Consider the following 21,173-nt stretch of genomic DNA (forward strand, 5'->3'; position numbering starts at 1 on the left):
GTCTTAACTCAAGTTTCGTAATATCTTTTTTAAACTGGAAATTATCAGCCCATTGGAGCTCTTTCCAAAGGCTAGTGAATTATCATTTTCTTCTACAGTCAAGTTGCCCTGTACTGTTTTTGAATATATTTTTTGCTGTAAGTTGAGGTCGTAAATCTCTAAAGTCACCAATCCAGAATTGAGTTTCTCGCTGTAGTTTTTTCCTATTTGTAGACCGCCCATGTCGTTGCTCAAGCGTTTGGCGCGTACGGTTATAAAGAAATCGAAACCCGTTCCATTTTTGATATCCAAGAGGGTGGATTTACTCAATGTTTCTGGAAGTTCTTTGGGCAGCATTAATTGTTTTGTTTCATAAACGGTTGAGAAGCGATTGCCAAGTAAGCTGGAAAATTCATTTACGGTGATGTCGGTCAAGCTGCTCACTAGGCTGGAAGGGGCTTCAATTTTGTTGAGAAGCCATTTGCCATCCTCGAAATTTAAAGTACCATGAGTATCCCCATAGCTGGTGTATTTTGGAGCATGGCAGGCGTGAAATAATGCTATGAAGCATAGTAGGGTGATAAGTCGGTTCATAGGTTTGGTTGGTTAAGGGCGAAAGTTGAAAGGTTAGATCTTAAAGTTCTAAAATGATGTTTTGAATTTGTTTGTTATGAGAAATGAGCTGAAAGTCGATGGCATCAAAATTTGATAAGGTTGTCATTTCCTGATCCAAAACGTTTTTTATTTCAGAGCTTCTTGTTTGTAAATAGGTACTCGATGTGTATTCGGAATCTTCAAAGGGAAACAATTTCACTATTAGGGTGTGGTTGCTGGAAGAACCTCCTAAAATACTGGTTGAAATTTTCGATTGGTAGCTAAAGTTGACCAAGCTATCTTTTCCTGTTATTTTAGACATCACCTCTTTATTGGAGTTTATCTTGATGGCTTCTCCTAAATCGGCTGTTTTCGGTTGTGTTTTGGTAACCAAAAGGTTGCAGCTAACAAGTTGACAAAAAACAGAAAATAGAAACAGCGATTTTATAAAGTTCATGCAGTTGAAAGTGGTGGTTATGACTTTTCAAATCTAATAAAGTTTTTCTATTTGGAGAACAGTACTGGTAAAAATAGAGATTACAATTCAGCTTTTAAAAGTTACAGTTCGGTAAGCTTCTTTTTAAAAGATCCCCAAAGGGTAGGATATTTGTTTCAACATTAAAACTTAGCATTATGAAACATTTTATCTACATCATTTTGTTGCTTTTGGGAAGTCTCACCCAAGCACAATCTAATTTTGAAAAAGGCATGCAGAAAGCCTTTAATTTATGGGAAGCCAATAATTGGACTGAAGCCGAAAACCTGTTTGAGCGCATAGCCAATGCCGAACCGGACCAATGGTTGCCCCATTATTATATCGCCCAGATGAACAGCTTGAAAAGTTGGGAGGAAAAGGATGCCGCTGTATTAAAGGCGCAATTGGACAAGGCTCAAGAGCACTTGAATACAGCCAAGAGTATCAGTAAAGACAATCCAGAGATTTTAGTGCTTCAGGCTCATGTATTAACCAATTGGATCGTGTTTGATGGGATGTCTTATGGCATGAAATACTCAGCAAAAATTAGTGAATTGTATGCCAAAGCCAAGCAATTGGCACCCAACAATCCTAGGGCGGTTTATGGAAAGGCAGATTGGGAGATAGGCAGTGCCAAATATTTTGGGCAGGACACCTCACCATTTTGTAAGGACTTAAACCATGCCTTGGAACTTTTTGCTACCTTTAAGCCTGAGACACCTTTTCATCCCACTTGGGGGCAGCAAAGGGTTGAACAATTGTTGGCAGAATCCTGTCAGGAAAAACACTAGCATAAGATCATGAACAAGTCAATGAAATCAGTTTTTATCGCCTTTGGTATTGGCTGTGCCGTATTTATTTTTGGCAATTTGCTTTACGGCGGTTTTACCAACAAAAGTGGCACCGATTATGTCATTGACTTTGTGTTTTACCAATTGTACGCCTTTGTATTGGGCTACTCCAATATGTATTATTTTCAATATTTGGAGCGTTTTCAATGGAAGCATTATCTCAAGCGTATTGTAGTAGGTGTATTGGGAGCCACCATCATCACCTTAATTGGTTTGTTTGTGTTAAGAGCCTTGACGGCCATGGTATTCAATGGACATTCCTTTGGAAGTTTTTTGGAACAGGAGACAACTGAGGCCTATAAGTTTGGACTTTGGATCACCTTGACCATTGTGGCTATTTTCCATGTAATCTTTTTCTACAATAGATATCAAAAGAATAAAATCAAGGAACAGCAGGTCATTGCCGGAACGGCCAGTGCCAAGTTCGATGCGCTTAAAAACCAGTTGGATCCCCATTTTTTGTTCAATAGTTTGAATGTACTCACTAGTTTGATTGAAGAAAACCCAGAGAGTGCCCAACAGTTTACGACCTCGTTATCCAAAGTGTATCGTTATGTACTGGAACAAAAAAACAAAGATTTGGTAACCGTTGACGAAGAGTTGGATTTTGCCAAGACCTATATGACCTTATTGAAAATGCGCTTTGAAGACAGTATTGTGTTTGATATTCCGGAAAGGGCTTCCAATCCAGACTATAAAGTAGTGCCATTGTCTTTGCAATTATTGTTGGAAAATGCTGTGAAGCACAATATGGTCACCAGTTCAAAACCACTTTATATAACTATCTATGAGCGTGAAGGAGCGCTTGTCGTGGAAAATAATTTACAGCCCAAACAAATAGTTAAGCGTGGTAGCGGTGTAGGGCTTGAAAACATAAAACAACGCTACGAATTGCTTACCAATAAAACCGTTAGTATTCACCAACAGCAGGGAAAGTTCTCAGTGGCCATCCCCATGCTGTCCAAAAAAATATCCGTTATGAGACCATCATTACAACCCGCTTCGCAATTTGACGATAGCTATTTGCGAGCTAGAAAACATGTAGATAACCTAAAGGGATTTTATTATAGTTTAATCTCTTACCTACTCGTGATTCCGTTTTTAGTTTTTATTAATTACAAGACCTATTGGGGTTTTCATTGGTTTTGGTTCCCGCTTTTGGGGTGGGGCATGGGCCTTATTTTTCAAGCATACAATGTCTTTGTTAACGACGGCATTTTGGGACAAAGTTGGGAAAAACGCAAGATTGAGCAGTTTATGAAAGAAGAGGAGAATCAACAAAAATGGAGTTAATCATGGAACCATATCAAACCAAAGATACCTATCCGTCACGTTTGGAAGATAGTTATATTTATAAAGAGGAAGCTTATTTGAGAGCTAAGAAAAAGGTTGAAAAACTGGTTGGCTTTTATTGGCATTTGGCGTCGTATGTGATTGTCAATTTATTTATCATCATTACTATTGCTGTGGCCAACCATGGTAATATCTGGAATTTTGGCACTTTTGCCACCGCCATTTTTTGGGGTGTGGGGCTAGGGTTTCATGCTTTGGGAGTGTTTGGTCCTGATCTCTTATTTGGGAAGCATTGGGAAGAACGTAAAATAAAAGAGTTTATGGAAAAAGATCAACAGAAATGGCAATGAACGTATTGATTATTGAGGATGAAAAACCTTCAGCAAGACGATTGCAACGCATGTTGGACAACATAGGGGTGAAGGCAGATACTCTGTTGCATTCGGTGGAAGAGAGCATTACGTGGTTCCAGTCCAATCCCCATCCGGATTTGATTTTTTTGGATATTCAGTTAAGCGATGGCTTGTCGTTTGAAATATTTGAAGCCGTGACCATTACTTCTCCTGTTATTTTTACAACGGCCTACGATGCATATGCCTTACAGGCTTTTAAGCTGAACAGTATTGATTACCTCTTAAAACCTATCGATACCGCAGAACTAAAAATAGCCGTAGAAAAATACCAACAACGTCTGCCGCAAGTAGGAATTGGAAGTTTGGATTTTGAGGCCATCAAAAAACTGTTAGTGAATCCTATAGAACGCGATTACAAAAAGCGCTTTTCGGTGAAGGTTGGACAACATTTAAAATTGATAACCATCGATAGCATTGAATGTTTTTACAGTGAAAACAAAGGCACCTACGCGCATACGGTAGAAGGGAGAAATTATTTGTTGGATGCCACTTTGGAACAGTTGGAGCAGGAACTGGATCCCGATCTGTTTTTCAGGATCAATCGTAAGTTTTTCGTCAATATCAATGCCATTGAAGACATGATTAGTTATACCAATTCTAGGTTGCAGATAAAATTGGGCAATTTTAAGGAGCAGGAGGTAATTGTAGCAAGGGAGCGGGTTAAGGACTTCAAACAGTGGTTGGAATAAAAGAATTATTCATCTTCCAATCTGTTGTCGTCAAAAGCCGAAGGGAGTAGTTTTGGAATAAACTTTATGAAGATAGGTAATAGCAACATGCCCCCGGGCAACAAGAAGATTGCTAAACTTGGAATGGATTTAATGATGTCCAACAGTTGGTCTGTTACTTTTTTTTGTTCTTCATCGGTAAGGGGGCGAGTAGTGGATTTGGTGAGTAGTACCATTAGTTCCTTACTTTGTCTCAACTCCTTCAAAAGGCGTTTGCTATTGCGTTTTATTAGCTTACTCACCATTCTACTGGAATTGTCGTAAAAACTTTGCACCATGTTTTTGGAATTCAACAGGGCTATTTTGTCTTTATTAGCTTTGTAAAACAGATCAATATCCTCAACAGATTGTTGGACGACTTCTTTCGGTAATTGCAAGTCGTTGCCAAAACGTTTTAAAAACTGCTGCTCTTCAGAGTCAATAATCTTATCACTCCAAAAAGCCATACAAACTACATCTGTAATATAGAATTTGGCCAGCGGTGCTTGCATGCAATTAATGACATCGTCATAACTCAATGATTCCTTATTTTGATAGCGTAAGGATGCTTTGAGTAGCTTGATCAAGCTTTTGTCGTATTGTGATTTTTCAGCTTTATAATCAAATACGGTCACCACTATGGTTTCTACGCAGGCTTCTAATTGTTTAATATAGGCTTCTGTAATGTTTTGTGTGCTGAGGTATTTTTGATAGGCCAAAACATCAACAAACAGCAGAGCGTTGGTAATAAAATAGTTGAAGTTTTTGGTAATGATATTATCATCAATATGCACCCGTTTATCAATAATATTTTCCAAAAGTTCAGGAGCTGATTTTTCTCCAAGTAAATCTTCAAAAAACGACCGTTTATAAGCTGCTATGGTATTGTAAAAAGAAACCAGGCTATCGATAAAGCTCTCAGGTTCTTTTTGAAGGTGATGTACATAGTAGAACGCCAATAGCAAATTAACTTTTCCAAGTTCTTTGTGGGAGAAATCCCTGTTAACAACACCATCCATCACCACTTCCACGTTACTGCCATAAATGAATCCACATTGTTTTAAGGATTCATAAAATGGATAGATATCATGACTAAGAAAGCTGTCATTTTTGGAGACTTCCTTAAGGCATTTCTTGATCCAACCGTTGGCCGAAGGGTTCATAGGCTATTGAAAGATTTAGGGTGTAAAGATACTTTTTAATCTGAAATCCTAAATCTTTCAATATTATATTAGTTCATTTGTGTTATTGCTTTGGAAGTAAGTTGGTTATTCCATCATGCCGTCCAAGGTTTCTATTGTACCATCTGGTCTATGATGTAATTCAACCATTTTAATGCTCCTTAAGTGGGTCACACCCTCCGATAATTTGCTGTCGTGGTGGAAAAGGTACCATTTGTCTTCAAATTTACAGATGCTATGGTGAGTGGTCCAACCCACTACAGGTGTTAGAATAACTCCAGCGTAGGTAAAAGGCCCGTAAGGATTATCACCAATAGCATAGCATAATAGGTGGGTGTCTCCAGTGGAATAGGAGAAGTAGTATTTTCCATTGTGGTAGTGCATCCAAGCGGCTTCAAAAAATCGACGGTTATGATCGCCTGCTTTTAAGGGCTCGCCAAATTTGTCCAAGATGACCAAATCCTTAGGTTTCTCGGCAAATTCCAAAAGGTCGTCCGTTAGTTTGGCTACTTTAGGGCAAAGAGCCGGTTCGTGGTCTTGCGGGATATGGGCAAAGGGGCTCTCAGGTTCACTTGCATTAAATTGTTCGGTTCTCCAACGCTGTAATTGGCCTCCCCACAATCCTCCAAAATATATATAGTGCGCCCCATCATTATCTTTAAACACCGCAGGGTCTATGGAAAAACTTCCTTTAATAGCTTCTGGTTGGGGGGTGAAAGGACCTGTAGGTGAATTGCTCACAGCCACTCCAATTCTAAAAATACCTTCGTAATCCTTAGCGGGAAAGAATAGGTAATAGGTGCCGTTTTTTTCTGCTGCATCTGGAGCCCACATTTGTTTTTCGGCCCACTGTACGTCTTTCACATCCAAAGCAATACCATGGTCTACAGCCTCACTGTTTGGTGAGTCCATAGAAAAGACATGGTAATCCTGCATATCGAAGTGGCTACCCAAATCGTCAAAGGCTTCACCCGCATCGATATCGTGGGAAGGGTAGATGTATAATTTTCCATTGAATACGTGAGCCGAGGGATCGGCTGTGTAAATGTGTTTTATGAGGTGTCTAGCTATTTTATTCATGGGAAGTGTTGTTTTGATTGTTGGCCTCTTCTATTAGTTGGTTGACAATAGGTTTGGCCTTGTTGTTTCTGTCAAACAGTAAAGGGTAATCGGTTCTTCCTGGAATTGGGAAATCATTTTTCCAGGAGTTTCCATCGTTAACGCCCCAAGTAGTAACTCTTGTAATACTCTTGCTGTGTTTTTTCCAAATATTGAATACTTTTTGAAAACGTTCATGCTGAGCCATGGCCATAGAATCTGTCAATCCTGCTTTAAAAGGATCCATTTTTTCCATATAGGCAGCTCGTTCGGAAATGTCTGCAGTCATTTGTTTGTTGGGCCATTTTAACACAGAAAGATCAAATTCGGTTATCATTACAGTGCCCAGTTTCGAAAACGCTTCAATACTTTCTTCGTATACTTTTAGGTCTGGATTGTCCATGGACACATGACTTTGCATTCCGATGCCTGTTACTTTAATACCTTTCTCCTGAATGGATTTTACAAGGTTGATAGCGCCTTGACGTTTTTCTGGATTTGAAAGGTTATAGTCGTTATAGTATAGTTCTGCATTCGGATCTACTTTTTGAGCAATGTCAAACATAATCTCCACCCAATCCGGACCAATGATGTTATAAAACTTACTCTCTCTCATAGAGCCATCTTCATTTAAGGCCTCGTTAACTACATCCCAACCTTTTACTTTGTCTTTGTAGCGGGTCATAACCGTGGTAATATGGTTGGTCATACGTGCAATCAATTCTTCTCTATTAATGTCCTTGCCCTTGTCATCTACAAATAGCCAAGAGGGTGTTTGTGAATGCCATGCCAAGGTATGCCCTGTTATGAACATGTTATTCCTAATGCCGTAATTAACAAAGGCGTCTGCATCTTTCCAATAATAGCGATCTTTTTCGGGGTGTATTAATCCCGATTTCATACAGTTTTCGGCAACAATGGCATTAAAATGAGTTTTTATAACGCTGTCTGTAACCGCATCCCGCTTATGGATTTGATTCACATTAAGGGCTGTCCCAATATAGAAATCATCTTTTAAGGCTTCTTTAAGAGCAGTTGTTTTTGGACTGGTTTCCTCTGTGCTTGCCTGAGGTTCTTTGGATTTACAAGCCACAATCAATAGAGAAAAAACAAGATATTTAAGTTTCATATAAAAAAGTTTCAATAGTTAAAATCGTCGTGCTTTTAGGTCGTTTTCAATTTGGGTTTCCATTTGTTTGTTAATGACATAGAAAAACAAGATAGCGGCTCCAATTAGAAAGGGAATGGCAGGATAAATACTTATCAACATTTTGGCGCCTTGCGCCACACTATCTGGTTGTACAATGGCTTGTCCTTCACTAACCATGTCCTTGGTAACGTATCCATAGCGGCCCAAAATCCAGGTGACTAAAGCACCACCTATACTCAATCCTGCTTTAAGGCCAACCATCATGGCCGAAAAGATGATCGCTGTAGCACGTCTATTAGTACGCCATTCTGAATAATCGGCAACATCGGCAATCATGGCCCAAAGAATAGGGATTGTGATACCATAGAAAAAACCGTGAAGGATTTGTGACCAAAACATCAAGCCAACACTTTTTGATTGAAAAAAGTAAAAGGCAATAATAAACAGGGTGGATATAAATAGGGCAATGCCAAAAACATCCCGTTTGCCATATTTGTCGGCCAATTTTTTGGAAATAGTAATTCCTATTATCATAAAAATAATGCCCCCTGCATTAAATAACCCAAACCCCGCCGAGACAGGATCTGAGCCAAAAAAGTTTATGCCCATATTGGACATGCTATCCAGAATAGGACTGATGTATTCGGTCAATGCTGTTTGGTCAACATAATTGTTGAAATAATATACATAGGACCCACCTTTCATGGCAAGGGTGATAAAAATCAAAATGGTTAATGTGAGCATGATTACCCAAGGACGATTTTTAAACAGATCGGATAAATCTTCTTTTAAGCTTGATTGCTGTTCTGGTTTAGGAACTATACGCTCTTTGGTAGAGGCAAAGGTAATAAGTAGCATAATGGTACCAATAATGGCCAACCAAGTCATGACAGTTTCTATCCCAGCTGCTTTGTCACCATCACCGGCGTACATAATGATGGGTAACATGAGCACTTGAACAAAAAACTGAGCAAACATTACAGCTACAAAGCGGTAGGCGGACATACTGTTACGTTCCTTCATATCTCCAGTTATCACCCCACTCAATGCGGAATAGGGAAGGTTGTTGGCTGCGTACAGCAAAAGGAGTAGGGTATAGGTTACCACAGCCCAAATAACTTTGCCTTTATAGGAGAAGTCCGGAGTAGTAAAAGCCAAAAGCGCTATCACGCCCAAAGGGACTGCGGTATACAGGATCCAGGGTCTAAATTTTCCCCAACGCGATTGGGTTCTATCAGCAAGGACTCCAATGATTGGGTTAAAAATAAATGCAGCCACAAGCCCAACCGAGAGCATAATGGCCGAAGCATGATTGTTTTCCAAACCATAAATGTCGGTATAGAAAAATGCTAAATAGGTAATTAAGGTTTGAAATACTAGGTTAGCTGCCAAATCTCCCAAGGCGTAGCCTACCTTTTCCACTACGGAGAGTTGTTGTGAATCTGAAGTCATCTACAAGTAGTTTAATGTATGGGTTAGAAGTTAGTTTTTTAGGATTATTACTTCAGCACATCTCTCCCCAGACTGTAAATAATTCAGTCGTTTTGCCTTTTCAGTTTTCGGCTTGCAGAAATAATCTCTTTGCAATCTACGAAAAATATAGGCTAATTTTAAGGAAAAACGCAATCGATTGTGAAAAAAATACGGATAATGAAATTTGTGAGTGAAATTGCGGGTTTTGAAAGGATTTTTTAATTCAAACAGGAACAAAAAAAAGATGCCCAAATGGACATCTTTATATTGTTAGGTTCAGAGAAGTTCAGATTCTCTATTTCTACTTGATTAAGTTATTCAATTATACCTCCACAGCTCACACGAGTTCCGGCTGCCCCAGATGGTTGGGACGTGAAATCGTCTGTTCCTTCATGAACAATAACTGCCTTTCCTAAAATGTCTTTTGCAGGGTCTCCACAACCAATACACCATTCATCCGTACTAAAGTTAATGGCTCCATTTCCTTTGGCGTCGGCAGTAAAGTTGCCAATATCACCTTTGTGGTACCCCTCTGGGCTTCCCCATTTTCCGTGAGGTTGTGCCGTTGGGTTCCAGTGGCCTCCAGAAGATTTACCGTCATCAGAAGAGCAATCTGCTTTTTCATGTAAGTGGATTGCATGGTCGCCTTCGCTTAAACCTTCAAACACAGCCGTCATGGATACAATGCCCTTAGATTCTTTAAACAGAACACTTCCTGAAACATTACTGTTGCTTTTGGGATCCAATGTTATCTTAATCTTTTTTGTTTCTACAGGAGTGCTCTCCACTGTTTTAGCAGGAGTAGCCACAGTTTCTGTAGTTTCCTGTTCAGTGCTCTCGCTTGTTTTTTTATTGTCGTTTTTACATCCCCATAGAAGGCCCAAAGCCACCATAGGAACTATTAAATAAGATTTTTTCATCATTAATTTGGTTTGAATTTTATCGAAAGTTACATATTAAAAGAGGAAAACTAAAATTTATTTTGAAGCTGTTAGAGCATTTATTTGATTTATAGCTGTTAAGATTTTCGATGTTAATTTCATGTTGATTGTACGTAAAAGCTGAATAAAAATCGTAATTTTATGCTTGGAAAAAACATAACCTAAACTACTTATTACAATGAAAAAAATTATTGTACCCGTTGATTTCTCTGAATATTCTGAATATGCATTGGAAGTAGCGGCAGCCATAGCCAAAGAGCACAATAGCGAATTAATGGTTATGCACATGCTTGAAATCTCTGATGCAGTGCTTAACACAGGCGATTTAGAGCAGGGAGAAAAAGCTGTATTTTTATTAAAAATTGCAGAGCAAAAATTTGAAACCTTTTTAGATAAGCCTTATTTGGAGGGATTAACAGTAACTCCAGTGGTAAAACATTTTAAGGTATTTAGCGAATTGGCAGAAGTAGCAGCCAACCACAGTGTAGATTTAATTGTGATGGGCTCTCAGGGAGCAAGTGGCTTCTCTGAAATCTTTGTAGGATCCAATACCGAAAAAGTGGTACGACATTCCGAAGTGCCAGTATTGGTGGTTAAGGAAAAATTGACCAGCGTAGAGTTTAATAACGTGGTATTCGCCAATGATTTCTCGGGAAAATCTATCAAGGCTTACAAGAAAGCAATGAAGCTTTTTAAGGGGATGAATGTAACACCTCATGTGCTATATGTGAACTTGCCTTCAGACCACTTTAGAAACTCTGATGAGATCGAAGAAAAAATTACGACATTTTTAGAAAAGGCCGATGGCAATTTAGACCAAAAGGAGAATGTATCGGTAGTAAACGATTATACCGTAGAAGGCGGAGTATTCAATTATGCTAATAAAATTGATGCCGATTTAATAGCCGTTGCTACTCATGGTAGAACTGGTTTCTTGCATTTCTTTGAGGGAAGTATTTCTGAAGATATTGCGAACCATGCATCATTACCTGTGTTGACATTTAAGATGTAACCTTGTTTAAGTTGATAATAAAAAAGGGTTGGAAACTCCAACCCTTTTTTATTTGATCAATGACACTCTATTTGGCTATTGGCCATTGGAGTAGAAGGTGCTGGAGAAAGGTAAGGAATGCCCAATCCCAATCCGCGTAGTATGAAGAGTAGACCAATTATTACTACAAATACGGGAATGGCTTTTTGGATGCGCTGTTTTACGGTGGTATTTAAAAACTTGCCTAAGTATATGGCAGAGGTCATTAAAGGCACCGTCCCCAGTCCAAAAAGTACCATATATAAGCTACCTTCTAACATATTATGGTTGGCTATGGCTCCAAATATGGCCATGTAGACTAGGCCACATGGTAAAAAGCCATTTAAAAAGCCAATGGTTAAAAAGGTATCGGCAGTCCTCTTTTGTAATGCTTTGCCTAAGCCTTGTTTGATTTTGGATATTCCTTTAAAGATAGGAGTTGTTACACGTGATGTTGCCCAATTACCTTGGGGTAAGAGGATTGCCAAAATCATAAGTACCCCAATGGCAATTGATAATTGTTGCTGGATTCCAAAAAGGTATAGGCTTTTTCCAATAAGGCCAAAAACAAAGCCCATTATGCTATAGGCCAAAATGCGCCCAAAGTGGTAAATGGCAATTTGTCCTACTTTTTTGAAACTGTTGGAACGGTCTACAGGCAGCATAAAGGCTATAGGCCCGCACATGCCTACGCAGTGCAAACTTCCCAATAATCCCAATATAAATGCTGTCCAAAGCATAGTTTAGTAAACAATTTGTTGTTTGTATAAATAGGCATTGTCCTCGTAAGACCAATCCACCCTAATATCCCAACGTCCTTCCAAAAGGTGGTCATTAGGTATTAAAAGACTGTGATTGGTTAACTTGATAGGAGCCTTGTAGTCCAAATGCTTGTTGGATGGGCGGTACAATTCAATATTGCCTGTAATTTTTTGAGCTTGTAAATTCTCAGGAAAGCTTATCAACATACCGCTATCTGTTTTTTGCCAACGTAGATTGCTCTCTAAACTTTTGGCATTATTTAGTTTATCAATATCATTTTGGAATTGCAATTCCTGCTGATAGTAATCCTCGGTTACCAAATGATGGTCGTTACGATCCTTACTCATCATAATTACAAAATAGAGGATAAAGCTCATAAAGGCTATAAAGGCAATCACAATTCCGGTTCCCCAATTAAATTTCATATCGCAATAGTTGTTTTTAATTATTTATAACTTCTCGGGCCTAAAAAATTAACCGTGGTGGTTTCAATCAGTTCTTCGTTACTATACACGTCGATGGTTAATTTATTTTTATCACCCCTTAAATCTCCTTGTTTTATTTCAATAAATAAAGTCCCTTCTGAAAGGCCTTGGCCTGGCACATCAAATTTTTCATTGGCAGACACCAAATTAATGATGCCTTCATAGTTTCTTAGTTTGAAACCAATATTTTCAATGTCCTTGGATGTTTTGTTGACCAATTTATAGGTGAAGACATTGCTGATAACATTGTCTTCTTTGTGTTCGTACAGTTGCCCCGGTAATCTTAATATCGTTGCTTCAACATCACTTCGTAATGCCAAAAGGCCGATCAAAAATCCTATCAATATGGTAAGAACAGCAATGTAACCTTTCATGCGAAGGGTAAGTTTGAATTTCTCCTTCTTTTCAATTTCATTCTCACTGGCATATCGAATCAATCCTTTTGGAAGATTGATGCTTTCCATGATATGGTCGCATTCATCTATACAAGCTGTACAGTTCACACATTCCAACTGGGTCCCGTTTCTAATGTCGATACCGGTAGGGCAAACGTTTACACATTGCAGGCAGTCAATACAATCACCATGGCCAAGGGCTTGACGGTCTTCATTTTTTCTGAATTTTTTACGTCCATTTTCTCCCTCGCCACGTTTGTGGTCATAGGCTACCACAATGGATTTGGTATCCAAGAGTACTCCTTGTAACCTTCCGTAAGGGCAGGCGATAATACACACTTGTTCCCTAAACCAGGCAAACACAAAATAGAATACACCAGTAAATATGAGCAGCGGAAATAAAGTGCCCAAATGATCTAACGGGCCATCTTTGATATGGGAAATCAAAGTGTCGCTACCAATTAGGTAGGCTAAAAACACATTGGCAATAAGAAAGGAGATCAATAAAAAGATACTCCATTTTATAACTCGCTTTCTAATTTTTTCTGCATTCCAAGGTTGCCTGTCCAAGCGCATTTGTTTGCCACGATCACCATCAATCCAATATTCGATACGACGAAAGACCATTTCCATAAAAATGGTCTGTGGACAAATCCATCCACAAAAGATACGTCCGAAACCCACAGTGAACAAAGTGATGAACAAGATGCCAATCACCATGGCAATCACAAACAAATAGAAGTCCTGTGGCCAAAATGGGAATCCAAAAATGTTAAAGCGCCTTTCCAGCACATTGAACAGTAAAAATTGGTTGCCATTAATTTTGATAAAAGGAGCCAAAACCAAAAACGCCAACAACGCATAGCTTACCAACTTCCGTTTGTCGTAGTAGGGGCCACTAGGTTTTTTGGGGTATACCCAAGCGCGATTTCCTTCTTTGGTAACGGTGCCAATAGAATCTCTAAAGGTTTCTTGTTCCGGAGTATCCATAGTTTAAGTTTATTGTACTGGGGCAGTGGCGGTAGAGTCTACCATTGTTTCTGCTTCAGTTTCGTCTGGGGTTGCTGGTGCTTCAGGCGTTTCGGCTGGAGCGGTTTGACCTTCTGGAGCCCATAAGTCACCTTGAGGTTCTTTAGGTTCGGCAGGCGTAGTGCCTTGGAACTCTAAAACATAGCTGGCAACCTGAGCAATTTCAGAAGGTTTTAGACTTTGTTTCCAAGCAATCATCCCTTTTCCGTTACGCCCTCCTTCTGAAATGGTATGGAATACATTTTTGATGCCACCACCCAAAATCCAATAATTATCGGTTAGGTTAGGACCAATTCCTCCACCACCATCGGCTTTGTGACAAGCTACACAGTTGGTGTCGAATATGACCTTTCCAGCGCTAAGATCTTTAGCATCAGTTAGCACTTCAACGGTATTGGCATCAACCAAGTCTTTGGCTGTTCTTTTGTATTCCTCAATGGCTTCTTTAGCTTCCGCATATTCTGTTTTCAGTTCGTCATACTGTCCGTCGGCATCAAATACTTCATATTTTACCAAATACACAAAGGCGAAAATTATGGTAGCATAAAAACCGTATAACCACCAAGGAGGTAGGTCGTTGTCAAGCTCTTTTATGCCATCGTAATTGTGGTCCAGAATAATCTCGTGCTCCAATTCTATTGGTTTAGAACCTAAAAGTTTTAGGTAGGTACGTTTTATCCAGGACACAAATTTTGGGTCTTTAGCCTGGGCTGCATCATAACGTTTTTTACCTTCTTCGTCAAGACTTTGGTATAGGATATTGTCCATAGAGCTTACAATACCCTCAATACCTATTAATAATAGCAGTACAAAGATGACAAATAGCAATAATGCAGGCTGTTCTAAAATGGCAGGCTTGCCATGGGATTCTATATTATATTCTATGAGTCCTACTATGACAAAGAATATTAGCGGTACTCGTATCCAAGATGGAATTAATTTTCTCATGATTAATCGATATTTTGGTTGTCTAATGGAAGGTTGCTCATTCTTGATATGTACTCTTTTTTGGCGGTAAATACCCACCAAAAAAGAAGTACAAAAAAGATGAAGAATATCATAAGGGAAATAATAGGGTAGACCTCTATCCCTTCAATACTGTCCATGTGATGTTTTATAAATTTTAACATAAGGCCTTAGTTTGAACTGGATGATACATCCTGTTTTACTTTAATGTCTGTTCCTAGACGTTGCAGGTAGGCAATTAATGCTACAATTTCACGATTGCGCATTTCTACAAAATCAGCGCCTCCAGATTTTTTATCGGCTTCATAGCTTTCGGCAAAATCGGGATCGGAATACAGGTTCTTTTCAATCTGAGTTCCTTGCTCTAGCATTTGCTGTTGGGCATTGGCAATATCCTCATCGGTATATGGTACCCCCAATTTCACCATGGTTCGCATTTTGGCTTCCGTTTGGGATTTGTCCAATTCATCTCTAATCAACCAAGGGTATCTTGGCATAATGGACCCAGATGAGGTACTCTGTGGATCGTACATATGGTTTAAATGCCAGTTGTCTGAGTATTTTTGGCCCAAACGGTGTAAGTCTGGCCCGGTACGCTTACTTCCCCATAAAAATGGATGGTCGTACACAAATTCTCCGGCTTTGGAGTACTCTCCATAACGTTCTACCTCACTTCTAAAAGGACGCACCATTTGGGAGTGGCAGCTCACACAACCTTCACGGATGTATATGTCGCGACCTTCCAATTCTAGAGGTGTGTAAGGTTGAATGCTACTAATGGTTGGAATATTGGATTTAACCATAATAGTAGGGACTATCTGGACAATACCTCCAATAAGGATAGCAATCGTTGCGTAGATGGTCAATTTTACAGGTTTACGCTCCAACCATGTATGGTAACCTTCACCTGCAACGCGGTGTTTAGAAACAGGTTGAAGGGCTGGTGCCTCTGCCAATTCATCGGTAACCGAAGCTTTGGAGTTTACAATAGTGGCAATAATATTTACAACCAGAATCAAGATTCCAATAACATAAAGGCTTCCTCCAATGGCACGCATTAAGTACATGGGCATGATTTCGGTTACAGTTTCCAAAAAGTTACCGTATACCAAAGTACCATCTGGATTAAATTGTTTCCACATACTGGCTTGGGTAAATCCAGCCACATACATTGGAAGGGCGTAGATGATGATTCCTAAGGTTCCAATCCAGAAATGGAAATTGGCTAATCCAACAGAATATAATTTGGTTTTGTACAAACGCGGTATAAGCCAATAAATCATTCCATAGGCCATAAACCCGTTCCAAGCCAAAGCTCCTACGTGTACGTGAGCAATAATCCAGTCTGTAAAGTGAGCAATGGCATTGACACTTTTAAGGGAAAGTGTAGGCCCTTCAAAAGTTGCCATCCCGTAACCTGTAATGGCTACCACCATAAATTTCAATACAGGGTCAATACGTACTTTGTCCCAAGCGCCTCTCAATGTAAGTAGCCCGTTGATCATCCCTCCCCAAGAAGGCATGATAAGCATTACTGAAAAGGCAACCCCTAGGTTTTGCGCCCATTCTGGCAACGCTGTATATAACAAGTGGTGAGGACCAGCCCAGATATAAATAAAAATCAAGGACCAGAAGTGGATGATGGACAAACGGTACGAGTAAATTGGTCTGTCGGCAGCTTTTGGTACAAAATAATACATCAATCCTAAAAACGGCGTGGTTAAGAAAAAGGCAACAGCATTGTGCCCATACCACCATTGTACCAAGGCATCCTGCACTCCGGCATATACTGAGTAACTTTTTAGCCCACTAACTGGTAATTCCAAACTGTTAAAGATGTGTAGTACTGCAACCGTTACAAAGGTGGCCAAGTAGAACCAAATGGCTACGTACATATGGCGTTGTCTACGTTTTAGAATGGTTCCGATAAGGTTCCATCCAAAAACTACCCATACTACGGCAATGGCAATGTCGATAGGCCATTCCAATTCAGCATATTCTTTGGAAGTGGTGAAACCTAAAGGTAGTGAGATGGCGGCCGAAACAATGATTAACTGCCAGCCCCAAAAGTTAATATTACTTAGGGTGTCACTGAACATTCGTGCCTTAAGAAGTCGTTGCGAAGAGTAGTATACCCCAGCAAAAATGGCGTTTCCTACAAAGGCGAAAATTACGGCATTGGTATGCAATGGACGCAAACGTCCAAAACTCAACCAAGAGATGCCATCGGTTAGGTTTGGGAAAATAAACATGAATGCCAGCAAGAGGCCTACAAGCATTCCAACAACACCCCAGAGCATGGTTGCTGTGAGGAATTTTTTAACGATTTTATTATCGTAATAAAATTGTTCTACTTCCATAATTTAATTGGTCTTTTTTTGTTTAACTGAAGGTTTTTGTACATCTTTTACAAGCTCGTCTTCAAAGAGCATGCGTATGGAGGGTGTATAGCTGTCGTCGTATTGTCCTTTTCTAACCGCCATAATAAAGGCGAAGAAAAACACAACAGCAACCACAATGCTGATACTTAATAGTAGGTATAAAACACTCATAACGTGGTGAATTGATACTTAAATTTAGGGTTTAATTTGCTTAGTTTCATAATCCTGTAATTTTAATTTAGTTTTTTGCCCAGCATATTGGTGGCAATAGTGGTAAACACTACTATGCTAATAGAACTTAAAGGCATTAATATGGCCGCAATAACAGGAGACAGCTGTCCGGTTACCGCAAAAAAGAGTCCTATAAGGTTATATACCAAGGATAGCATAAAGCTCCACTTGATGATTTGTATTGCTTTTTTAGATGTTTGGATGTACTGGTACAAATGCTTGAATTTCGAGGCATCCAAAATAGCATCGCAGGCAGGAGAGAATACATTGACATTTTCTGAAATGGCTATTCCCACATTACTTTGGGCCAAGGCTCCAGCATCGTTCAAACCGTCACCTACCATTAATACTTTGGCACCTTCACTTTGGTGGTGTTTGATATATTCCAGTTTGTCGTCTGGCTTTTGGTTAAAGATCAATTTTGTTTTGGCTGGTAAAAGCTTTTTGAGGTTGTCGCTTTCTCCATCATTATCTCCCGACAGTATAACTAAATCGTTTTCTTTTTTTAACAGATTAAAAAGTTGCGTGAGTCCTTTCCGGTAATTGTTGTAAAACGTGTATTTACCCTTGTACACATTGTTAGAACTTATGTGGACACTCGTTTCCAAAACCGGAGAATTTTCTGTTTTGCCAACAAAATTGGCAGAGCCTATTTTAATAAGGTCACTTTTAAAGCCCCCTTCAAGCCCCTGTCCCGGGTGTTCTTCAAAATGCCCTAGAGGTAAGATATTGTGTTCTTTTAATAATTGATACAGGTTACGGCTCAAGGGATGGTTGGAATTGCGAACCGTACTTTTTAGAAGGCCTTCTTCCTGTGCAGTTAAGGGCATGCCATCATATACAGCTTGCGTATGTTTCCCCGAAGTGATGGTTCCTGTTTTGTCAAAAATAATCAGGTTGATGTCTGCCAGCTGCTCAATAACCGACGCATTTTTAAGGTAAAATTTTTGCTTGCCAAAAATTCGCAGAATATTGCCTAAGGTAAAAGGGGCGGCCAATGCAATGGCACAGGGGCAGGCAATGATAAGGACTGCCGTAAAAACATTCATGGCTTTGCTTGGGTTGACGACTAACCAAATCAAGGTAGCAATAAAGGCAATGCTTAATACGGCAATGGTAAAATGTTTACTAATGGTGTTGGTTAAAGTGGTAAAGCGGTGTTCTTTGTCTTGTTGAAACACCTCATTGCTCCACAATTGGGTAAGGTAACTCTGTTCTACGGGCTTTACGGCTTCCATTTCAATAAGTCCTGAGGTTTGTTTGCCTCCCGCAAAGAGTTTGTCTCCAGAAACTTTTTTTACTTTTTTGGACTCGCCCGTTACAAAACTATAGTCGATGGCGGCATCGCCTTTTAAAAGAATACCGTCAACCGGAATCAACTCTTCATTTCTTATGAGTAGACGGTCTCCTTTTTTGATGTCGTATACCTGAATGTTGGTTTCCAAACCGTTTTCAACTTTGGTCACGGCTATAGGGAAATAAGATTTGTAGTCGCGTTCAAAAGACAGGAAAGAGTAGGTTTTCTGTTGAAAAAACTTCCCCACCAATAAAAAGAACACCAAACCGGTAAGACTGTCGAAAAAGCCACTGCCCCAATCAAATGTTATTTCAATGGTACTTCTAAGGAAAAGGACGGCTATCCCCAAGGCTATGGGCACGTCAATATTTAGAAGCTTAGATCGTAAGCCTTTATAGGCGGAAATAAAATAGTCTTGAGCTGCATAAAATACCACTGGAAGGGAGAAAGCGAACATGAGCCATCTAAACACTACTTTGTATTGCTCCAGCCAATATTCACCTACTTCAAAGTATTCTGGGAATGATAAAAACATCACATTCCCAAAGGCAAATCCGGCAATCCCTAACTTATAGATTAAGGTACGGTCTGTCTGCTTTTTATTGTTTTTAAAATCCTCAAGACTTATATAAGGTTCATAACCAATGCTGCTTAAAAGCAATACCAATTCCTTAAGCGAACAGGCCTCGCTATTATAGGTGACCGTTACCGTTTTTTTACCAAAATTAACTTGGGAACTGCTAATGTGACTGTTGAGCTTGTTGAGGTTTTCCAATATCCATATACAGGAACTACAATGGATATGTGGTATGTATAAGGTGGTAATCTGTACATCTTCATCATTAAAGTCGGTAAGCTCTTCTATAATGGCCGCTTCCGAAAGGAAATCGTATTTGTGCTGTTGGATTTTTGGAGTGGCCCCTGGAGCCGATTGAAAATCGTAGTAACAGGTCAATCCGTTATCCGAGAAAATCTCGTAAACCGTCTTACAGCCATTACAACAGAATACTTTTTGGTCTAAAGTAATTGTGTTGGAATTGCAATAATCGCCACAATGATAGCAGGTTAAGCCCTCCATGAATTTTTGTTTAATCTGTTAAACAAAGGTTAAAAGATAAGGAAAAATATAATATGATAATTATCATGTTTGATTCTGTAGTGCTTGTTGAAAGGTGTATTTGTTTGTATATCAGTTGGTTTTGATGGCCTTTTTGAGCAGGGGAAGCCATGCCGTGTTTATAGAGAACCGATGGCTGGAAATTCGGATGGCATGTCAAAAAATTGTAATTTTATAGGGCTATGAAAACAAACAGTTACATTTTTAAGGGCTTTGTCTTTAAAAGCTATGAGGCACCGGAGCAATCTATATTTGATAAGCTCCTAGAGATTTTTATGGAATTGATAACCCATACTTCAGGTGATTTTGATGAGGCTATCGATTGGTTGAGGCAATTGGATAAGGAATACAATCTAACTTCCGAGGATTACAACATCGATGATTTTATTGAAGACCTTAAAAAGAAGGGCTATATCAGGGAAGAACTGCGCCCTGACGGAGAAGGAGGTATGGGGATTACATCAAAGACAGAACAAGCCATAAGAAAAGCTGCCTTGGACCAAATTTTTGGAAAGATCAAGCGTAGCGGCCAGGGTAACCATAGAAGTAAAAGTCCGGGAATAGGCGATGAGCACACTGGCGATTATCGGGAATACCAGTTTGGAGATGCTTTGGACCGTGTTTCTATGACTGAAAGTCTTAAGAATGCTCAAATTAACCATGGGCTGGGAAATTTTAGCCTGTCGGAGGACGATTTGGTTGTGGAGGAAACCCTTCACAAATCCCAAATGAGTACGGTTTTAATGATTGATATCAGCCACAGTATGATTCTCTATGGGGAAGATCGTATTACCCCAGCCAAAAAAGTAGCTATGGCATTGGCCGAATTAATTACTACGAGGTACCCAAAAGACACTTTGGATATTTTAGTATTTGGTAATGATGCATGGCAAATTCAAATTAAGGATTTACCTTATTTGCAAGTTGGACCCTATCACACCAATACCGTAGCAGGGTTGCAATTGGCAATGGATTTGTTGAGACGTAAGCGAAATACAAACAAACAGATTTTCATGATTACCGATGGAAAGCCTAGTTGTTTGCATTTACCAAATGGAGAATATTACAAAAATAGCTACGGATTGGACGAGGTCATTGTTAACAAGTGTTATGCTATGGCGCAACAAGCTAGAAAACTGCATATTCCTATCACCACATTTATGATTGCTCAAGACAATTACTTAATGCAATTTGTAAGAGAGTTTACCTATGCCAACCAAGGAAAGGCCTTTTATACAGGTTTAAAAGGTTTAGGTGAAATGATCTTTGAGGATTATGAAACCAATAGAAAGAAAAGAATTAGGGGGTAGCATTACTTCTAAGAT

Annotated in this window: 21 protein-coding genes; 6 read left to right on the forward strand and 15 right to left on the reverse strand. The window is 39.4% G+C overall.

All coding sequences use genetic code 11. From position 1 onward, the window contains the following. Positions 1–3 precede the first annotated feature (3 nt). Together RBH95_RS05910 and RBH95_RS05915 are read right to left on the reverse strand one after the other, a co-directional pair. Entirely contained in the window at positions 4–573 is a 570-nt protein-coding gene (locus RBH95_RS05910; protein WP_307901762.1) for a hypothetical protein, read from the reverse strand. Between the two features lie 40 nt (positions 574–613). Beyond that, entirely contained in the window at positions 614–967 is a 354-nt protein-coding gene (locus RBH95_RS05915) for a hypothetical protein (protein ID WP_307901763.1), read from the reverse strand. Between the two features lie 239 nt (positions 968–1,206). Between RBH95_RS05915 and RBH95_RS05920 the strand changes: the two genes are divergently transcribed. The 4 genes from RBH95_RS05920 to RBH95_RS05935 are packed head-to-tail and all read left to right on the forward strand — an operon-like array spanning position 1,207 to position 4,294. Continuing rightward, positions 1,207–1,839 (forward strand): M48 family metallopeptidase, encoded by a 633-nt coding sequence (locus RBH95_RS05920; protein WP_307901764.1) that lies wholly within the window; start codon positions 1,207–1,209, stop codon positions 1,837–1,839. Between the two features lie 9 nt (positions 1,840–1,848). Beyond that, complete coding sequence (locus tag RBH95_RS05925) at positions 1,849–3,192, forward strand: histidine kinase (RefSeq protein ID WP_307901765.1); 1,344 nt, start codon at positions 1,849–1,851, stop codon at positions 3,190–3,192. A gap of 2 nt (positions 3,193–3,194) precedes the next feature. Further along, a complete protein-coding gene (locus RBH95_RS05930; protein ID WP_307901766.1) occupies positions 3,195–3,542 on the forward strand; it encodes a 2TM domain-containing protein in 348 nt (115 codons plus the stop codon). Next, the gene (locus RBH95_RS05935) at positions 3,539–4,294 is read left to right on the forward strand and encodes a LytTR family DNA-binding domain-containing protein (RefSeq protein ID WP_307901767.1); all 756 of its coding nucleotides are present in this window, start codon (positions 3,539–3,541) and stop codon (positions 4,292–4,294) included. The genes RBH95_RS05930 and RBH95_RS05935 overlap by 4 nt, the downstream gene beginning before the upstream one ends. A gap of 5 nt (positions 4,295–4,299) precedes the next feature. On the opposite strand, the gene RBH95_RS05940 is transcribed toward RBH95_RS05935, so the two are convergent. The 5 genes from RBH95_RS05940 to RBH95_RS05960 form a co-directional block, all read right to left on the reverse strand. Beyond that, positions 4,300–5,475, reverse strand: a complete 1,176-nt coding sequence (locus RBH95_RS05940) for an LETM1-related biofilm-associated protein (protein ID WP_307901768.1) — start codon at positions 5,473–5,475, stop codon at positions 4,300–4,302. Positions 5,476–5,580: 105 nt separating this feature from the next. Continuing rightward, on the reverse strand, positions 5,581–6,573 hold the full coding sequence (locus tag RBH95_RS05945) for a glycoside hydrolase family 43 protein (protein ID WP_307901769.1): 993 nt from the start codon (positions 6,571–6,573) through the stop codon (positions 5,581–5,583). Beyond that, positions 6,566–7,720: an endo-1,4-beta-xylanase gene (locus RBH95_RS05950; RefSeq protein WP_307901770.1), complete on the reverse strand. Its 1,155-nt coding sequence runs from the start codon at positions 7,718–7,720 to the stop codon at positions 6,566–6,568. Before RBH95_RS05950 ends, RBH95_RS05945 begins: the two co-directional genes overlap by 8 nt. Positions 7,721–7,738: 18 nt before the next feature. Continuing rightward, positions 7,739–9,193, reverse strand: a complete 1,455-nt coding sequence (locus tag RBH95_RS05955; RefSeq protein ID WP_307901771.1) for an MFS transporter — start codon at positions 9,191–9,193, stop codon at positions 7,739–7,741. Positions 9,194–9,528: 335 nt separating this feature from the next. Next, positions 9,529–10,134: a superoxide dismutase family protein gene (locus RBH95_RS05960; RefSeq protein ID WP_307902236.1), complete on the reverse strand. Its 606-nt coding sequence runs from the start codon at positions 10,132–10,134 to the stop codon at positions 9,529–9,531. A 199-nt stretch (positions 10,135–10,333) separates the two neighbouring features. On the opposite strand from RBH95_RS05960, the gene RBH95_RS05965 reads away from it, so the two are divergent. Beyond that, a complete protein-coding gene (locus RBH95_RS05965) occupies positions 10,334–11,167 on the forward strand; it encodes a universal stress protein (RefSeq protein WP_307901772.1) in 834 nt (277 codons plus the stop codon). Positions 11,168–11,223: 56 nt separating this feature from the next. Here RBH95_RS05965 and RBH95_RS05970 read toward each other — a convergent pair whose 3' ends face one another. From RBH95_RS05970 to RBH95_RS06005, 8 genes are all read right to left on the reverse strand, one after another. Next, positions 11,224–11,925, reverse strand: coding sequence for a sulfite exporter TauE/SafE family protein (locus RBH95_RS05970; protein ID WP_307901773.1), 702 nt, complete (start codon positions 11,923–11,925; stop codon positions 11,224–11,226). A gap of 3 nt (positions 11,926–11,928) precedes the next feature. Continuing rightward, positions 11,929–12,372 (reverse strand): FixH family protein, encoded by a 444-nt coding sequence (locus RBH95_RS05975; RefSeq protein ID WP_307901774.1) that lies wholly within the window; start codon positions 12,370–12,372, stop codon positions 11,929–11,931. Between the two features lie 20 nt (positions 12,373–12,392). Further along, a complete protein-coding gene (ccoG, locus tag RBH95_RS05980; protein ID WP_307901775.1) occupies positions 12,393–13,817 on the reverse strand; it encodes a cytochrome c oxidase accessory protein CcoG in 1,425 nt (474 codons plus the stop codon). Positions 13,818–13,826: 9 nt separating this feature from the next. Further along, positions 13,827–14,804, reverse strand: coding sequence for a cbb3-type cytochrome c oxidase N-terminal domain-containing protein (locus RBH95_RS05985; protein ID WP_307901776.1), 978 nt, complete (start codon positions 14,802–14,804; stop codon positions 13,827–13,829). Between the two features lie 2 nt (positions 14,805–14,806). After that, positions 14,807–14,986: a CcoQ/FixQ family Cbb3-type cytochrome c oxidase assembly chaperone gene (locus tag RBH95_RS05990; protein ID WP_307901777.1), complete on the reverse strand. Its 180-nt coding sequence runs from the start codon at positions 14,984–14,986 to the stop codon at positions 14,807–14,809. A gap of 6 nt (positions 14,987–14,992) precedes the next feature. Then, entirely contained in the window at positions 14,993–17,182 is a 2,190-nt protein-coding gene (ccoN, locus tag RBH95_RS05995; protein WP_307901778.1) for a cytochrome-c oxidase, cbb3-type subunit I, read from the reverse strand. A gap of 3 nt (positions 17,183–17,185) precedes the next feature. Beyond that, a complete protein-coding gene (ccoS, locus tag RBH95_RS06000; protein WP_053990350.1) occupies positions 17,186–17,374 on the reverse strand; it encodes a cbb3-type cytochrome oxidase assembly protein CcoS in 189 nt (62 codons plus the stop codon). 62 nt (positions 17,375–17,436) lie between these two features. After that, positions 17,437–19,809: a heavy metal translocating P-type ATPase metal-binding domain-containing protein gene (locus tag RBH95_RS06005; protein ID WP_307901779.1), complete on the reverse strand. Its 2,373-nt coding sequence runs from the start codon at positions 19,807–19,809 to the stop codon at positions 17,437–17,439. Between the two features lie 221 nt (positions 19,810–20,030). On the opposite strand from RBH95_RS06005, the gene RBH95_RS06010 reads away from it, so the two are divergent. After that, complete coding sequence (locus RBH95_RS06010; RefSeq protein ID WP_307901780.1) at positions 20,031–21,158, forward strand: VWA domain-containing protein; 1,128 nt, start codon at positions 20,031–20,033, stop codon at positions 21,156–21,158. Positions 21,159–21,173 lie beyond the last annotated feature (15 nt).

This window comes from Mangrovimonas sp. YM274, from assembly GCF_030908385.1.
Classification (GTDB): Bacteria; Bacteroidota; Bacteroidia; order Flavobacteriales; family Flavobacteriaceae; genus Mangrovimonas_A.

Coding starts and splice junctions, on each gene's coding strand:
- RBH95_RS05910 (WP_307901762.1), bottom strand. CDS start 573: ATGAACCGACTTATCACCCTACTATGCTTCATAGCATTATTTCACGCC.
- RBH95_RS05920 (WP_307901764.1), top strand. CDS start 1,207: ATGAAACATTTTATCTACATCATTTTGTTGCTTTTGGGAAGTCTCACC.
- RBH95_RS05925 (WP_307901765.1), top strand. CDS start 1,849: ATGAACAAGTCAATGAAATCAGTTTTTATCGCCTTTGGTATTGGCTGT.
- RBH95_RS05930 (WP_307901766.1), top strand. CDS start 3,195: ATGGAACCATATCAAACCAAAGATACCTATCCGTCACGTTTGGAAGAT.
- RBH95_RS05935 (WP_307901767.1), top strand. CDS start 3,539: ATGAACGTATTGATTATTGAGGATGAAAAACCTTCAGCAAGACGATTG.
- RBH95_RS05940 (WP_307901768.1), bottom strand. CDS start 5,475: ATGAACCCTTCGGCCAACGGTTGGATCAAGAAATGCCTTAAGGAAGTC.
- RBH95_RS05945 (WP_307901769.1), bottom strand. CDS start 6,573: ATGAATAAAATAGCTAGACACCTCATAAAACACATTTACACAGCCGAT.
- RBH95_RS05950 (WP_307901770.1), bottom strand. CDS start 7,720: ATGAAACTTAAATATCTTGTTTTTTCTCTATTGATTGTGGCTTGTAAA.
- RBH95_RS05955 (WP_307901771.1), bottom strand. CDS start 9,193: ATGACTTCAGATTCACAACAACTCTCCGTAGTGGAAAAGGTAGGCTAC.
- RBH95_RS05960 (WP_307902236.1), bottom strand. CDS start 10,134: ATGAAAAAATCTTATTTAATAGTTCCTATGGTGGCTTTGGGCCTTCTA.
- RBH95_RS05965 (WP_307901772.1), top strand. CDS start 10,334: ATGAAAAAAATTATTGTACCCGTTGATTTCTCTGAATATTCTGAATAT.
- RBH95_RS05970 (WP_307901773.1), bottom strand. CDS start 11,925: ATGCTTTGGACAGCATTTATATTGGGATTATTGGGAAGTTTGCACTGC.
- RBH95_RS05975 (WP_307901774.1), bottom strand. CDS start 12,372: ATGAAATTTAATTGGGGAACCGGAATTGTGATTGCCTTTATAGCCTTT.
- ccoG (WP_307901775.1), bottom strand. CDS start 13,817: ATGGATACTCCGGAACAAGAAACCTTTAGAGATTCTATTGGCACCGTT.
- RBH95_RS05985 (WP_307901776.1), bottom strand. CDS start 14,804: ATGAGAAAATTAATTCCATCTTGGATACGAGTACCGCTAATATTCTTT.
- RBH95_RS05990 (WP_307901777.1), bottom strand. CDS start 14,986: ATGTTAAAATTTATAAAACATCACATGGACAGTATTGAAGGGATAGAG.
- ccoN (WP_307901778.1), bottom strand. CDS start 17,182: ATGGAAGTAGAACAATTTTATTACGATAATAAAATCGTTAAAAAATTC.
- ccoS (WP_053990350.1), bottom strand. CDS start 17,374: ATGAGTGTTTTATACCTACTATTAAGTATCAGCATTGTGGTTGCTGTT.
- RBH95_RS06005 (WP_307901779.1), bottom strand. CDS start 19,809: ATGGAGGGCTTAACCTGCTATCATTGTGGCGATTATTGCAATTCCAAC.
- RBH95_RS06010 (WP_307901780.1), top strand. CDS start 20,031: ATGAAAACAAACAGTTACATTTTTAAGGGCTTTGTCTTTAAAAGCTAT.